A 14,885-nucleotide genomic window follows, 5' to 3' on the forward strand; every position below is an offset into this window, starting at 1 on the left:
TTCTAAGGCTGATCACAGAAGGAGAAAGCACAGTGGACAGCGATCTGAAGACGCTGGAGGCCCGGCTCAACGCACACCGGGAAATCCTGGTCTCGCTCCTGAGCGAAATCCTGATCTCACCGGAGGGTGCTCCAGAACTGCTGCGCAATCTCGAACAGGAAGTGCTCCTGCGCGACGGTGCGGAAGATCCGGGCGCAGAGCCGTCCGCCGGCATTGGGCGCGGTCATGAGAAGGGTGAGGTGATCCGGGAGATCCTCGACACGGCCAAGGGGCGCGCAGCCGCCCTCCGGCGCACAGTGACTGACCTCAATGAACCGAACGGCTTTACCGAGGCGATCAAGGAGAGGAAATGAATATGATCACAAAAATAATGACGAGACTGCTCGCACAGGTGCGCAAGCCGAAGCATAGCGGCACAGCGGCCAAGGAACACCCGCAGGTGGCATTGCCGCTGCGCGCCGATCTGCCGCTTCGTGAGCGCTCCCGCGCGCTCGTGGCAGTGCCCGCCCAGATCAATGGCGCGCGCATGGGGTCAGGCAAATTCTGACCTGATCAGCGACGGTTGGTCTGTTCGCGGATGTCGAAATTGGCGTCCCAGTCTTTCGGCGCGTCTTTCTCGCCCGGAGGCCACTTGTTGACGGTGGCGTCTTCGGATCCTGTCACCACGGTCGGCTTGGCGCTGGCAACACCGTTGTTGTCGCCGCCGGCCTGTGTGCCCGCGAACTGGCCCTTCGCATCGTCATGAATTCGGGTCTTGTCGGCTTCACGGTGATCGTCAGTCATGGTCGGTCCTCCAAAGTGGTCATCATCAACCCCGTGGCGTACCGAAAGGTTCCTCTGACCGCCTAGTCGGTGGATCCTGCAAGGAAAGAGGACAGCGGCGCGACCAGCGTCCAACGCAAGCCTGCAGGGTCGAAATCGATGGTGACGTCGCCGGCAAATGCGCTGGCCGCATGACGATCGATGACGGTCGATCCAAAGCCACGCCGAGTGGGCTTTGTGACCGGCGGGCCGTACTGTTCGATCCATTGCAGCCGAAGTCGGGGCTCTTCATCTGGCGTCTCCGGCTCCAGCACCTCCCATTCGATCCGAAGCCGGCCTTCGAGAACCGATAGCGCGCCGTATTTGACGGAATTGGTCGCCAGTTCGTGAAAAGCCAGGCCGAGGTTTTGGACTGCATTCGCATTCACCAGCAGATCCGGACCACGGCGATGGATGCGGTCAGCCGATCCGGTGACGGTGGTCAGCTGCAAATCGACGAGAGAGGTCAGCGGAATGCCTCCCCATTGCTGCTTGGCAAGCGCCTCGATCGATTGGGCGAGCCCTGCCAGGCGACCGCTGACGGCCCGCTGAAACTCCTCGACATCATCGGTGCCGCGCGCCAGCTGCCGCATCATCGCCTGGACGAGCGAGAGGATGTTCTTGGTGCGGTGAACGAGTTCCTGCAGAATGAAGTGAATGCGTTCCTCCGCCTCCGCCCTGTCGAAGGACGCATTCGACAGAGCCACTGCCACTTGGTTGGCCTCGACGATCTTGGTGCGCTCCGGCGAGACGATCTCGCCATGGCCGATGCGTTCCGCCATAAAGGCAATCCTGCGGATCGCTGAGCGCAAGTGGTGTGCCGCAACGAGAACGATGCCGAGCAGCAGAGTGAGTAGCACGAGGCTGCCGATCAAGAGGCTCTGCCACAGGGTGATGAACGAGCCCTTGAGGCTGTCGACCGGGCCCCAGACCAGAGCCCGCCATGGCCAGTCCGCGACTTTCGCGTACCCCATCAGATATTGCCGACCATTCTGATAGAATACGGCACTGTTGTTGGAGCCGTACATCAAATCCAGCCAGCTTTGCTCGATCTCAGCACCGGAAGGCTGGTTTTCGGCGCCATTTGACACGACGATGCGACCATCGCCATCCACCAGCGCGGACGACCATCCGGGCGGTAAGGCGTCGCGGGCGGCAAGGCTTGCAAGGCTCGCCGCATCCTGTGTGAGCACGATGGCGTCGATACCGTCCGATGTCCGTGCGGTGACGGGCATGGTGAGGTTGACCACCCAGCGCTCACTCGTCGCGCCGAAGAAGACGTTTGAGAGCTCGGCCTTGCCGGAGCGCAGAGCCGCCATGACCGAGCCCGGATTGGCCATGGGTTTCAGCGTAGCGCCCCAAGGCATCCGCGTGTTCAGGATTTGCACCCCGTCCCGCCGCGCCAACATGACATAGAGAGAGCTTTCCTTGAGGCTTTCTCCGACGCGCGCGTGGAATGCCTGGAGGTCGCCCTGCTGCAACTCGACGGAGTTTGCCACAAGGGCAAGCGTCGTTTCCATATCGGCGATCTTGCGCTCGACGGCACGGCTAATGGCCTGGGCGTCATCCGCCACGTCGGTGCGCATGGTCTGAAATTGTGATCGCTCAAGCTGCAACAGCAAAAAGGCGACAAAGGCGAGCAGCGGCACTGTCGCCAGAACGGCCATCGCGGCGAGGTATGAGCCGATCGACGCTGTCGGAAAGAGACCAGCAAACAACCTGCCAACGCGGTTCAAGGCGCTACCCTCCCGCAGCTGAGCTTAGAAATCATGGGCACCTTGGCGAACCAAATCCGAGGGCGGGCGTTAGGAAGGTAACCGCGACACAGGAGGTTTCCATGATTTTCAAGCCGCAGCGTTTCCATGGAGAGGAGCCCGAAGTGGCCGAAGAGTTCCCGGCCGAGGCGCGACTCGAACAGCAGGTTGCCGACGCGCTGGCCGCCTCCGACGGCGTCGGGGCCGAAGGCCTTCGCGTCGTCGCAACTGGCAAGGAGATCTTCCTGTTTGGCGTGGTGGCGACGCGCGACGAGATGGACAGGGCCGTGGAAGTTGCACTCGCAGTTCCCGGGGTCGAAAAGGTCACGGTTCGGATGGAAAGCGACGAAGCGCCCTGACAGCGGAGACTTGGTCTCGCAAATGTCGCGCTGCCGCATGACAGACGGCCGCCGGGGAAAGGCTTCACACCAACCCCACGGCCCCGTCGAAGCCACCTTTGCGATGATCGATCTCACCGATATTCCGATTTTTCTCGCCAGACGAAATGTCAGGCGCGCCCACCCATGCCGGTCGTGCCGTCCGGCCCCCATGCCTGCGCAATGCCGGCGATCTCCTGCATGCGCCCCCGCAAATCCTGCTGGCGCAAAACCGTCACCTTCTGGATGGAAACCTGGCTAGCGGAACGGTCCCGTGCGGCTTCTACCGCGAGCCGATAGCTCGGATAGACGGCCGACTGTCCCTCCTCCGAGAGGAAACACCAACCGTTCGCCTGGGGGACTATATCGCAATACACCTGTGTCATGCCGCACTCCTCCTGATACCGCCCGAACGCGCGATCGGCTGAAGGGTTCCTGCCAGGATGCAATTTTTCTTCGTCAGCGCCTGCTAACCGCAGGTAACGATCAGGCTTCCTGCCGCGAACCGTGAGAGATGCCGCATGTATGGTTGAGCATGTTGCGGCATGACCGCTCGCCCTTTCGCTCGGTGCATCCTGCGGATCGAAGCATGGGGAGAAGCGGGAGGTTACGGCACTGATGCGAGGAACCTAGAATGGCGGCCGTAAGGGCGGGAGGGTTTTCAGGAACAAAGTCGAGGGCGGCGGAATTGCTTCTTCATGATGCCGAACTCGGCCGCATCCCGCGGCGGGCGGCTCTCAGGGAGATGATCATGACGACCCCAACCCCTTCGACACCCTATGACGACCAGCCCCCGATGCCCGCTCCGACCTGGACCCCGGAAGTCCCGATCGATGAGCCGCAACCGGATGTCTTGCCGGACGAGGTGCCGACACCCAATCCCGACGAGACGCGTGATCCGCCGGTGACGGAGCCATCACCAATCTGAGGCGAAGGTGTGAACGCGGGCCTCAACGCAGGCCCGCAACACGCTCCCAGCTCTTCTTTCCGGCGACCCAATTCTGCCAGTCGGTGACCGAGCCATAGAAGACGTTCAGGTCGATCTTGCCGTTGACGCCCTGCGACAGGCCGGAGCCGGAATACTGCCAGAAGACCCATTTGCGGTCCGGATAGACCTTGGACGGATGGGCCGCAACAGAGCGCAGCCAGAAGGGATAATCGCGGAAGTGGCCGCGCAGATTGTCCTTGTAGAAGTCAGGGGCCGTGTAGATGACCGGCCTCTTGCCGTAGTGTCGCTCGAGACGATCCATGAAGACCTGCATCTTTTCGCGCGCCTTTTCCGGCGACAGGCGGAAGCGGCAGCTGGATTCGCCATTGTATTCGACGTCGATAACAGGCGGCAGGGCATCCGGATCACGCGGCACGTTGCGGATGAACCAGTCCGCCTGCTCCGAGGCCACGCGGCACCAATAGAAGAAGTGATAGGCGCCGCGCTTTACGCCGGCCTCCTTGGCTCGATCCCAATTGGTGCGAAACATCGGATCGAGATGGTCGCCACCATCCGTGGCCTTGATATAGGCGAAGTTGGCGCCCTGGCTGCGCAAGGTCTGCCAGTCGATGTTGCCCTGCCAGCGCGAAACGTCGACGCCGTGTACGGCATGATGTTTCGGTGCCACCTTGCCGAAATTGATCGGTTTGGCGTCGCTGAAGCGCTGATTGTAAACACGATGACGTCCGCTGGACCGCGCTGCCGGGTCCCGAGGTGCCAGGACCGCGCGTATCGGGGAGGACAGCATGGCCATTGGGCGCTGATCGGGTACGGGCATGCCGGCGGTCATCGACGGCGTATCGAAATGCGCCTGGTTCGGCGTGTCACCAGCCCAGGACAAAGCCTGCGGGTCACGGCCGGAGGTAGAGGTGCTGGACGAAATGGAACCGGTTTGCTCGCTGACGGCAACGGCGGGTGTCGGGGCTGCTGCAGTCTGAACCTGTTCAGGCGCTGGGTTTGAACGCAATTGCAGGGCTTCTATCGGATTGGTCCGAGCGCTGCAGCCGGCAAGTACCAGACAGCCGATGAGGAGCGAAGGGACAACCTTGGAACGCATGGCACAGAACTCAAAACTAATGCCGGGCGCATTCGAAGTCGGACACCCGGGGCCTCTGGGAATTGCTAACAAAGCTTTACCGGGAAAAGGTGAATGCAATCTTTACGGGCCGCATCAGGCTTCGATGCTGTGACGCCAAATACTGTCCGTTCACACAGATGTGCAGCCTCGGCGCGATCCTAAGGGTTTCGGACTCCGTAAAATGTATATTCGGATATCCTGAGCCCAGGGAACGACCGCCATGCCTTCGCGACGCTCTTTTCTGATGACTTCGTTGTTCGTACTGGCGAGCCAGCCGGCGCGCAGTGCCGATCCCTGGGAAGCACTGCGCACTAGGCGCGCCTTAGTGCTTCTCCGGCATGCGATCGCGCCGGGGACAGGCGATCCTCCGGGCATGCGCGTCGGCGATTGCAGCACACAGCGCAATCTCTCCGATGAGGGCCGGACCCAGGCGCAGCGCATCGGCTCCTTGCTGCGCGAAAACGGGATCGACAGGGCGGCGGTCTATTCGAGCGAATGGTGCCGGTGTCTCGACACCGCGCGTCTACTGGACCTCGGGCCGGTGTCGCCGCAGCCGCTTCTCAATTCCTTTTTCGGCCGGGCGGAGAACGGCGCCACACAGACGGAAGCGCTCAGGGCTTGGCTATCGAGCAGTCCGGGCGACCTGCCTCTGGTACTCGTCACGCATCAGGTCAACATCACGGGGCTGACATCGATCGTTCCGCATAGCGGTGAACTCGTCTTCACGAGCATGAATGCAGCCGGCGCGGTCAGCGTTATCGGCCGGCAGTCCGCCGGGGCATGACAGGAAAAATCATGCGGCACAAATGGGGACCGCGCGTGATGAAATGACTTGAAACATGCTTAGGTGCGGCGGCAATCCAGACATGCCCCAGCGGACGCGCCGGCAGGGTCGGCGGCCGCATATTTCTCCAAATGCAGGCATGACGGGAGTCTAAAATCTGCATCGATCGGTTCGTGCGCTTGGTCTGCCGTGTCAATGGGATCAATCCCGAGGTGTCGTCGCAGTCACGGCAAAATCGTGCACGCTGTGCTGACCTCGCAGAGTTGGCAGGAAGCACGACGCGTCGGCTGCCTCAGTGGTGCCTCAACAACTCTTCTGCCTGCGCAGTGTGACACTTGCGCCTATCGCGCCGCACAATAGGATGGGGAGCAGAATAGAAAGCGCAGAGGGCATCTCATGGACGAACCGCACGACACCAGTCAACTCGAGATGGTGGTCCTGATGACACCCGACATGGCCAACTTTTCCGGCAAGGTGCATGGCGGCGCGCTGCTCAATCTGCTCGATCGGGTGGCCTATTCCTGCGCTTCGCGCTACTCGCAGCAATATGCGGTGACCTTGTCGGTGGATCAGGTCGTCTTTCGCCAGCCGATCCATGTCGGCGAGCTCGTAACATTCCGCGCCTCGATCAACCATGCCGGTAGGACCTCCATGGAAGTCGGCATTCGGGTCGAGGCCGAGAACATCCGGACCGGCGAGCGGCGGCACACGAATTCCTGTTACTTCACCATGGTCGCTGTCGATGCCGAAGGCAGACCGACGGCTGTCCCTCTCTATGCGGCGCAAACCGACATTCGCAAACGCCGCCAGCGCGCTGCCGAAACACGACGGGCGCTGCGCCTGGAGTTCGAAGCGCGCTTCAGGGAAGCGAGCCAGACCGCGGACGAAACTCTTCCAGCGAACTGAGTAGCCGTCCAATTGCCTTGACTTTGATTGTGCCTTGGCCAAGTCCGGCGTGACGATCATTGTGAGTGAAGGCGGATACCATGCACAAGCTTTTCGATCTTTCGGGCCGACGGGCGCTGATCACCGGTTCATCTCAAGGCATCGGGCTTGCGCTCGCATCCGGCTTGCAGCAGGCCGGCGCGGAGATCGTGCTCAACGGACGCAGTCTGGACAAACTCGAGGTGGCTGCAGCCGAGCTTGGACCCGAGGTGCGGATTCTGCCGTTTGACGTGACCGATCATGTGGCTGTGCGCGAGGCGGTCGATCGCTTCGAGGCGGATGTCGGGCCGATCGACATCCTTGTCAACAATGCCGGCATGCAGCATCGGGCGCCGCTGGAAGACTTCCCGGCCGATGCGTTCGAAAAGCTACTGGCCGCGAATGTCTCGAGCGTTTTCAATGTCGGTCAGGCCGTCGCGCGTCACATGATCGACCGCAAGCGTGGCAAGATCATCAATATCGCCAGCGTCCAGACGGCGCTCGCGCGTCCGACGATCGCGCCCTATACGGCGACCAAGGGAGCCGTCGGGAACCTCACCAAGGGCATGGCGACGGATTGGGCGCGCCATGGGCTGCAATGCAACGCGATTGCGCCTGGCTATTTCGAGACACCGCTCAACGAAGCCCTCGTGGCAGATCCGGAGTTCACGGCCTGGCTGTCGAAGCGTACGCCGGCGGGACGCTGGGGCAAGGTCGAGGAATTGGCTGGGGCCTGCGTCTTTCTCGCGTCCGATGCGTCGTCCTTCGTCAACGGCCATATTCTCTATGTGGACGGAGGCATTACCGCGTCCCTCTGAGCGCCACCTGTAGGTATCTGTCTTCAGATCCGGGAGAAGGCCGCCAGCACCGTCCGTTCGGACTGCAGGAGATAGGCTTCCAAGGCAGCAGCCGCTCCCTTCGGATCGCCCGCCACGAGCTTTTCGAGAATGGCTGCATTCATCTCGACATAGGGCGCGTGGAGCAGTTCCGGCTCCTTCAGGAGGCCGAAGCTCAAGCGCAGTTCGGCAGCGATCTGCGCATAAAACCCTGCCAGTCTTTCACTGTCGGCCAGATCGACGATTGCTGCGTGGAATTTCATGTTCTCGCTACCGACCGCAGTCCAGTCGTTGACCTTGCTCGCCGCACGGGCGGTCTCGACGGCCGCCTGCATGCGAATAACTGCCGGATGGTTGGGATAGGCATTGGACAGTGCCTGACACTCGACCAGGCGGCGAACGCGATAGATATCAATGATCGAGGCCATGCTGGGCGTTGCGACGAAGACACCCCTGTTCGGTTCGTGCTGAAGCAGACCGTCTTTGGTCAAGAGCCGGAAGGCCTCGCGCAGCGAGTTGCGCGAAACAGCAAAGTCGGCGCTCAAGGCAGCTTCCGACAAGCGCTGTCCGGGCTTCAGCTCTCCGCTGATCAGTCTGTCGCGAATTGCTTCCGCCAGGCGTGGCGCCAAGGCCGCCGTCGTTTCCGTCTCTGCCATGCTCATTCCCCAGGTGCCGGTCAGCCCGGTGCAGCTTCACAAGCCATCCCGAAGCGACGATCGGTGGACAGCTTCGCTGCCTTATCGTCCATGTGCGAAATCGCAGCAAGGCGGGAGCCAATCACGGCCAAAAATTGTTCTTGGAGATTCGAAATCTGCTTATCCGAGCATCAAATTGCTCAACATTACGGCAATCAAGTAGAACGATGAAATAAAATCGTTGAACAATATTGACAGAATTGTGAAACCACGAGAGGCTAACCTAGCAGGTGAACAACAAGCCCCGCGCAAAGCAGGGCAGGTCAACCGAGAGGGTAACATGGAACAGACATCGACAGCTCCCGATGGAGCCGTATCCGGCGGCATGTCCGCCAAGACGCGCCGCGGCGCCTTGATCGCCGCAATCTTCCTCATGGCAACGTCCGCCATCGGGCCTGGTTTCATCACCCAGACAGCCACATTCACAACCAAGCTCGGATCGGCCTTTGCCTTCGCGATCCTCGCCTCGATCCTCATCGACTTCGTCGTGCAGCTGAACATCTGGCGGATCGTCACGCTGACGAAAATGCGTGCCTCCGACATTGCGAACGCCGCCATTCCCGGCACCGGTTATGTGCTGGCGATCCTCGTCATCGTCGGCGGGTTATTCTTCAACATCGGCAATATCGGCGGTGCGGGCCTTGGCCTGAATGCGCTTCTCGGCCTCGACCCCAAGCTGGGCGGATCGATCAGCGCACTGATTGCGATCGGCATCTTCCTGTCGCACCGCGCAGGTGTGGCGATCGACCGCGTCATCGTGGTCGCCGGCCTGTTGATGATCGTCCTGACCGTCTACGTCGCGCTTGTCTCGCAGCCGCCGGTGGGTGACGCCTTCTTCCAGACCTTCCTGCCGAGCACGATTGATTTTGCCACGATCACGACGATCGTCGGCGGCACGGTCGGCGGCTACATCACCTATTCCGGCGCACATCGCCTGCTCGACAAGGGCACTGTCGGCATCGAAAACCTCGGCGCCGTGAACCGCGCTGCCCTCACCGGCATCGCCGTCACCGGCGTCATGCGCTACGTACTCTTCCTCGCCATCCTCGGCGTCGTCGCAAGCGGTGTCGTCATCGACGTCACTGGCAAGGGTGCCAACCCGGCGGCCCAGGCTTTCCAGGCGGCGGCCGGCGATGTCGGCATGCGGATCTTCGGGGCCATCTTCTGGGCAGCCGCGATCACCTCCGTGATCGGCGCGGCCTATACCTCGGTGTCCTTCGTCACAGTCTTCAAGAAGGACATGACCGAACGCGCCCGCAACATAGCGACCGTCATCTTCATCGCCGTCTCGCTGTTCTTCTACATCATCATCACGACGCCGCCGGCACAGATGCTGGTCTTCGTCGGTGGTCTGAATGGCCTCATCCTGCCGATCGGTCTGACAATCTTCATCTATGCCGGCTGGGCCCGGTCCGACCTGATGGGCGGCTATCGCTATCCGCGTTGGCTGCTGATCCTGGGCGCTCTGACTTGCGCGCTCACCTGGTACATGGGCTACAAGTCGATTGGGCCGATCTTCGCGCTGCTGACCGCCGCGTAACTCGCACCAAAGGGAGGACGACATGACTGCCATCGATCTGAACAGCGACCTCGGCGAAAGCTATGGCGCCTGGGCCATGGGCGACGACGAGGCGATGCTCTCCATCGTCTCCAGCGCCAATGTCGCCTGCGGTTTCCATGCCGGTGATCCACTCGGCATCTGGAAGACCGTGAAGGCTGCCGCCGAGCGCGGCGTTTCGATCGGGGCGCATGTCTCCTATCCGGATCGCGTCGGCTTTGGCCGGCGCGACATGGATGTCACCTCGGCGGAGCTGACCGCCGACGTGATCTACCAGATCGGCGCGATCAAGGGCGTTGCGGCGGCAGCGGGGGTCAGCGTCGGCTATGTGAAGCCGCATGGGGCGCTCTACAACCGCATAGCCCACGACGCCAAGCAGGGTCAGGCCGTCATCGATGGCATCAAGGCGATCGATCCGACACTGGTGATGATGGGCCTTGCGGGATCACCGATCCTGGAACTCGCTCGCGCCTCAGGCCTCGCCGTAGTTGCCGAGGCCTTTGCCGACCGGGCCTATACGCCCGCAGGTGCGCTCGTGTCCCGTCGCGAAGCCGGTGCGGTCCTGCATGATTCCGCAGTCATCGCACAGCGCATGCTGCAGCTCGCGCATGACGGCACGATCGAGGCGATCGACGGGTCCAGGATCAAGATCGATGCGCAGTCCATCTGCGTCCATGGCGACAGCCCCGGCGCCGTCGCCATCGCGCAGGAAATCCGACAGGCCTTCGAAAAGGACGGCATCGCGGTGCGCTCCTTCCTCAATCGCTGAGATCCGCAAGGAGAGACTTCGATGATCGATCTTGAGACCTTGCGCCATGTCGATGCGGCCGAAGCACGGACGGCCCGCGAACGCTATCGCGCGGGTGCCGTCGAGCCGACATCCGGCGTGGCACCGGGCTTTACACAGGCGAACATGATCGTCTTGCCGCGCGACTGGGCCTTCGACTTCCTGCTCTATGCACAGCGCAATCCGAAAGCCTGCCCGGTGCTCGACGTGTCCGATCCGGGTTCGCATGCGACCGTGCTTGCCGAGGGCGCTGATCTGCGCCGCGATGTGCCGCTCTATCGGATCTGGCGCGACGGCCAGCTTGCCGAGGAGGTGACGGACGCAAGTGCAGCCTGGGCGGAGCATCCCGATCTCGTCAGCTTCCTGATCGGCTGCAGCTTCACCTTCGAAACGCCGATGATGGAGGCGGGCATCGAGATCCGCCACATCACCGACAAGTCGAATGTGCCGATGTACCTGACCAATCGCGCCTGCCGGCCTGCGGGTCGACTGCAAGGCAATCTGGTCGTCTCGATGCGGCCCATCCCGGCGGGGCGCGTTGCGGATGCTGCCACGATTTCGGGCCGCTTCCCGGCGGTTCACGGCGCACCCGTGCATATTGGCGCGCCGGAAGAGCTCGGCATTGCCGATCTCGGCAAACCGGAATTCGGCGATGCCGTTCGGATTGGCCCCGGTGAAGTGCCGGTCTTCTGGGCCTGCGGAGTGACGCCGCAAGCTGCGGTCATGGCCTCGAAAGTTCCGTTTGCCATCACCCACGCACCCGGCCACATGTTCATCACCGACATTCCCGATTCCGCCTATCACGCCTGAGGCCAAGATGCGTTTTCTTCCCGTCAGCCTGACCGTTCTGATCGTCGAATTGAAGGATCTCGACGAGACGCTCGCGCTCTTCGCCTCGCTGGAGGCGCAGCCGGTCGACGGCGTCGTCGACATCGTGCCGGCCGCGCGCACATTGATGATCCGCTTTCGTCCGGAGACGCTGACGGCTGAAAGGCTCGCGGCGGCGATCAGCACGCGCGACCTCTCGGCGAAGATCCCGCCATCCGACATGCTGGTCGAGATCCCCGTCAGCTACGACGGGGAGGATCTCCAGGATGTCGCTGATCTGACGGGCTTGTCGATTGAGGACGTGATCGATCGACATACCGCGAGCGAGTTCACAGTCGCCTTCTGCGGCTTTGCTCCCGGCTTCGGTTATCTCGTCGGCGGCGATCCGATGCTGCAGGTACCGCGACGCCAGAGCCCGCGCACGAAGATCCCCGCCGGCTCCGTTGCACTCGCGGGTGCATTCTCCGGTGTCTATCCGCAGGCGAGCCCCGGCGGCTGGCAGATCATCGGCACGACGCCCGTGAAAATGTGGGATCTGACGCGCGAGCCGCCGGCCCTCTTCCAGCCGGGATACCGGGTGCGCTTCTTTGATTTGGCCAAGCGGACACAGACTGTCACTACCTCGGTCACATCGGATGTAGCCCCGCCCCCTGTTATCGAGCATGCGGCATCCACATCCATCAGGGTTACGGCCGCCCCGATGCCGGCACTGGTGCAGGATCTCGGTCGCTTCGGTCAGACGGGGCAAGGCGTCTCGTCCGCCGGTGCGCTGGACCAGGGCGCGTTCCGGGCTGCGAACCGCACCGTCGGCAATCCTGTCGGCGCCGCCTGTCTCGAAATTGCGCTAGGCGGTTTCTCGTTCGAGATCTCCGGCCCCGGTGTGATGGCGCTGACCGGTGCTCCCTGCCCTGTCGCCATCCTGGACGCGAAGGGCCGTGTGACCGAGGCGTCCAGCTATCAGCCGATCTCGCTCGAAGCCGGCGATCGCGTGACGCTCGGCTTTGCCGCACGAGGCGCTCGCAGCTATCTCGCATTTCGCGGTGGTATCGACGTAGCGCCGGTTCTCGGCAGCGCATCGACAGATACCTTGGCCGTCGTGGGACCAGAGGCGGTTGGCCTGGGCGCGGTGCTTGCGATTGGCACGTCCGAGCGCGGTCTTTCGCCTGTATCGCTCACCGAGAGCCCAGCCTTCGACTGTCCCACACCCGGTGACATCGTCACGCTAGACGTGGTCATGGGGCCGCGCAGCGACTGGTTCACCGAGCACGGCATCGCCACACTTGCATCCCAGGTCTACGACGTGACGCCGCAGTCGAATCGGGTCGGTATCCGGCTTTCAGGGCCAGAATCACTTGAACGCAAGGATAAGGCGGAGCTTCCAAGCGAGGGAACGGCGACCGGCGCCATCCAGGTTCCGCATAGCGGCCAGCCGGTGCTCTTCCTCGCCGATCATCCGCTGACCGGCGGCTATCCGGTCATCGGCACGGTTGCCGAATATCATCTCGATCTTGCCGGGCAGATCCCGGTGAATGCAAAAATCCAGTTCCGGCCCATCACGCGCTTCGCCGAGATCGTGCCCGACAGGGCATGACGCTTACCGCCGCGATGAGAGGCCAGGGAGACACTGAGGAGACCCCGATGAAGAAAGTGCTGATTGCCAATCGCGGCGAAATCGCCGTGCGTATCATCCGCGCCTGCCGCGACTACGGGCTCCAGTCCGTCGCCGTCTATGCCGACCCCGACATGGACGCGCAATTCGTCAAGCTTGCAGACGAGGCCTATGGTCTCGGTGGCAGCCGCCCGGCGGAGACCTATCTCGACATTGAAAAGCTCATCGCCATTGCGAGGCGTTCAGGAGCCGATGCCGTCCATCCCGGCTACGGCTTTCTCTCCGAGCGCGCCGAGTTCGCCCGCGCGGTTCAGGAGGCCGGGCTTGCGTGGATTGGCCCGGCCCCTGAAGTCATCGAAGCGCTCGGCGACAAGGTAGAGGCACGGCGGATCGCGCAGTCGGTCGGTGCGCCGCTGGTCGCAGGCAGCGATGGTCCGGTCGAAACCGCCGAAGAGGTCATTGATTTTGCCAGGAAGTATGGGCTTCCCGTCGCGATCAAGGCCGCCCATGGCGGCGGTGGGCGCGGCCTGAAGGTCGCCTGGAAGATGGAGGAAGTGGCCGAGCTCTATCATTCGGCCGTGCGCGAGGCCGAGGCCGCGTTTGGTCGTGGCGAGTGTTTCCTAGAGCGTTTCCTCGACCGGCCGCGCCATATCGAGGCGCAGGTTCTCGCCGACAAACATGGCAATGTGCTCGTCCTCGGGACGCGTGACTGCTCGCTGCAGCGGCGCAACCAGAAACTCGTTGAGGAGGCACCAGCGCCCTTCCTGACCGACGCGCAGCGTCAGTCGATCCATGACGCGGCCAAGAAGATTTGCGCAGCCGCCGGTTATTCGGGTGCGGGTACGGTCGAATTCCTGCTCGGGGTCGATGGCACCATCTCGTTCTTGGAAGTGAACACCCGTCTGCAGGTCGAGCATCCCGTAACCGAGGAAACCACAGGCATCGATCTCGTGGTGGAGCAGTTCCGTATTGCCGAAGGCAAGGCGCTCGAAGTGCTTGAGACCCCTGCGCCGCGCGGCCACTCAATCGAATTTCGCATCAATGCCGAAGACCCGGGCCGCGGCTTCCTGCCGACGCCGGGTAAGATCACCCGTTTCGATCCGCCTTCGGGTCCCGGCGTTCGTCTGGACACCGGTGTCACTAGTGGCTCCACCATCCCCGGGACCTTCGATTCTCTCATGGCGAAGCTGATTGTGACCGGCTCGACGCGCAAGCAGGCGCTGGCGCGGGCTCGAAGGGCACTCGCAGAGTTCAAGATTGAAGGCGTGGCGACCGTCCTGCCCTTCCATCGCGCTGCCATGGAAAGCCGCGACTTCACCGGAGAAGAGGGCTTCCGCGTCCACACACGCTGGATCGAGACGGATTTCGCAGAGCCGCTTGCGGCCGCCTCCCGTCCAGAGCCGGTATGTGACACGTCCCTGATCCGGACCCATGTCGAGATCGATGGCAAAAGACATGAACTGGCGATCCCAGCCATACTGCTTTCCGGCCTCGGCAATATCTCCGGCGGACAGGCTGGCGGTGTACAAGCCTCATCCGGCAAGACGGAAGACAGCATGAGCATTGCCGCGCCCATTTCGGGCACGTTGCAGGCGTTCAAGGTCGAGGAGGGTGCAGAGGTCCAAAGCGGCGATCTGATTGCGGTGATGGAAGCGATGAAGATGGAAACCCAGGTCATCGCTGCGCGCAGTGGTCGTGTCAGCTTCAAGAGCGAGGCAGGCGCCTATCTGGCTGCCGGGCAAGAGATCGCGCGCTATCTGGACTGAGGGCCTGTGCACTGACAGGGTCGGCGAAACCTCGTCGACCAATTTCATCTACTCGGCCGCGCCTGAATAGCAAAAGGCCCGCCAATGGCGGGCCAAACGC

General features: G+C 62.4%; 17 protein-coding genes. 12 read left to right on the top strand and 5 right to left on the bottom strand.

The genetic code is table 11. The annotated features are described in order from the left end of the window. Nucleotides 1-32 precede the first annotated feature (32 nt). Nucleotides 33-353 carry a hypothetical protein gene (locus BSY240_RS10660; RefSeq protein ID WP_069043934.1) on the top strand — a complete coding sequence of 107 codons (321 nt, stop codon included), beginning with the start codon at nt 33-35 and terminating at the stop codon, nt 351-353. A 2-nt stretch (nt 354-355) separates the two neighbouring features. After that, on the top strand, nt 356-547 hold the full coding sequence (locus BSY240_RS10665; RefSeq protein WP_054150881.1) for a hypothetical protein: 192 nt from the start codon (nt 356-358) through the stop codon (nt 545-547). Nucleotides 548-552: 5 nt separating this feature from the next. Here BSY240_RS10665 and BSY240_RS10670 read toward each other — a convergent pair whose 3' ends face one another. Both BSY240_RS10670 and BSY240_RS10675 read right to left on the bottom strand, forming a co-directional pair. Next, nucleotides 553-783, bottom strand: a complete 231-nt coding sequence (locus tag BSY240_RS10670; RefSeq protein ID WP_054150882.1) for a hypothetical protein — start codon at nt 781-783, stop codon at nt 553-555. 62 nt (nt 784-845) lie between these two features. Further along, nucleotides 846-2,537, bottom strand: coding sequence for a sensor histidine kinase (locus BSY240_RS10675; protein ID WP_083229615.1), 1,692 nt, complete (start codon nt 2,535-2,537; stop codon nt 846-848). Between the two features lie 101 nt (nt 2,538-2,638). Between BSY240_RS10675 and BSY240_RS10680 the strand changes: the two genes are divergently transcribed. Then, complete coding sequence (locus BSY240_RS10680) at nt 2,639-2,914, top strand: BON domain-containing protein (RefSeq protein ID WP_069042286.1); 276 nt, start codon at nt 2,639-2,641, stop codon at nt 2,912-2,914. A gap of 149 nt (nt 2,915-3,063) precedes the next feature. Here BSY240_RS10680 and BSY240_RS10685 read toward each other — a convergent pair whose 3' ends face one another. Further along, entirely contained in the window at nt 3,064-3,318 is a 255-nt protein-coding gene (locus BSY240_RS10685) for a hypothetical protein (protein ID WP_069042287.1), read from the bottom strand. 365 nt (nt 3,319-3,683) lie between these two features. Between BSY240_RS10685 and BSY240_RS24140 the strand changes: the two genes are divergently transcribed. Further along, nucleotides 3,684-3,860: a hypothetical protein gene (locus tag BSY240_RS24140; protein WP_171901566.1), complete on the top strand. Its 177-nt coding sequence runs from the start codon at nt 3,684-3,686 to the stop codon at nt 3,858-3,860. A 22-nt stretch (nt 3,861-3,882) separates the two neighbouring features. On the opposite strand, the gene BSY240_RS10695 is transcribed toward BSY240_RS24140, so the two are convergent. Further along, entirely contained in the window at nt 3,883-4,977 is a 1,095-nt protein-coding gene (locus tag BSY240_RS10695) for a glycoside hydrolase family 25 protein (RefSeq protein ID WP_069042289.1), read from the bottom strand. 265 nt (nt 4,978-5,242) lie between these two features. Here BSY240_RS10695 and BSY240_RS10700 point away from each other — a divergent pair, with 265 nt between their 5' ends. The 3 genes from BSY240_RS10700 (at nt 5,243) to BSY240_RS10710 (ending at nt 7,524) form a co-directional block, all read left to right on the top strand. After that, a complete protein-coding gene (locus BSY240_RS10700; protein WP_236759341.1) occupies nt 5,243-5,782 on the top strand; it encodes a histidine phosphatase family protein in 540 nt (179 codons plus the stop codon). Nucleotides 5,783-6,178: 396 nt separating this feature from the next. Next, on the top strand, nt 6,179-6,688 hold the full coding sequence (locus BSY240_RS10705) for an acyl-CoA thioesterase (RefSeq protein WP_054150889.1): 510 nt from the start codon (nt 6,179-6,181) through the stop codon (nt 6,686-6,688). 80 nt (nt 6,689-6,768) lie between these two features. After that, on the top strand, nt 6,769-7,524 hold the full coding sequence (locus tag BSY240_RS10710) for an SDR family oxidoreductase (RefSeq protein WP_069042291.1): 756 nt from the start codon (nt 6,769-6,771) through the stop codon (nt 7,522-7,524). Nucleotides 7,525-7,547: 23 nt separating this feature from the next. On the opposite strand, the gene BSY240_RS10715 is transcribed toward BSY240_RS10710, so the two are convergent. Next, nucleotides 7,548-8,198 carry a GntR family transcriptional regulator gene (locus BSY240_RS10715; protein ID WP_069042292.1) on the bottom strand — a complete coding sequence of 217 codons (651 nt, stop codon included), beginning with the start codon at nt 8,196-8,198 and terminating at the stop codon, nt 7,548-7,550. A 364-nt stretch (nt 8,199-8,562) separates the two neighbouring features. Between BSY240_RS10715 and BSY240_RS10720 the strand changes: the two genes are divergently transcribed. From BSY240_RS10720 to BSY240_RS10740, 5 genes are read left to right on the top strand one after another with little or no spacing between them, the layout of a single operon-like run. Continuing rightward, entirely contained in the window at nt 8,563-9,777 is a 1,215-nt protein-coding gene (locus BSY240_RS10720) for an NRAMP family divalent metal transporter (protein WP_150127541.1), read from the top strand. 22 nt (nt 9,778-9,799) lie between these two features. Continuing rightward, nucleotides 9,800-10,564 carry a LamB/YcsF family protein gene (locus BSY240_RS10725; RefSeq protein WP_069042293.1) on the top strand — a complete coding sequence of 255 codons (765 nt, stop codon included), beginning with the start codon at nt 9,800-9,802 and terminating at the stop codon, nt 10,562-10,564. 21 nt (nt 10,565-10,585) lie between these two features. Continuing rightward, on the top strand, nt 10,586-11,392 hold the full coding sequence (locus tag BSY240_RS10730; protein WP_069042294.1) for a putative hydro-lyase: 807 nt from the start codon (nt 10,586-10,588) through the stop codon (nt 11,390-11,392). A 7-nt stretch (nt 11,393-11,399) separates the two neighbouring features. Further along, nucleotides 11,400-13,001 carry a 5-oxoprolinase/urea amidolyase family protein gene (locus tag BSY240_RS10735; RefSeq protein ID WP_069042295.1) on the top strand — a complete coding sequence of 534 codons (1,602 nt, stop codon included), beginning with the start codon at nt 11,400-11,402 and terminating at the stop codon, nt 12,999-13,001. Nucleotides 13,002-13,048: 47 nt separating this feature from the next. After that, nucleotides 13,049-14,785, top strand: a complete 1,737-nt coding sequence (locus BSY240_RS10740; RefSeq protein ID WP_069042296.1) for an acetyl/propionyl/methylcrotonyl-CoA carboxylase subunit alpha — start codon at nt 13,049-13,051, stop codon at nt 14,783-14,785. Nucleotides 14,786-14,885 lie beyond the last annotated feature (100 nt).

It is taken from the genome of Agrobacterium sp. RAC06, from assembly GCF_001713475.1.
Lineage (GTDB): Bacteria > Pseudomonadota > Alphaproteobacteria > Rhizobiales > Rhizobiaceae > Allorhizobium.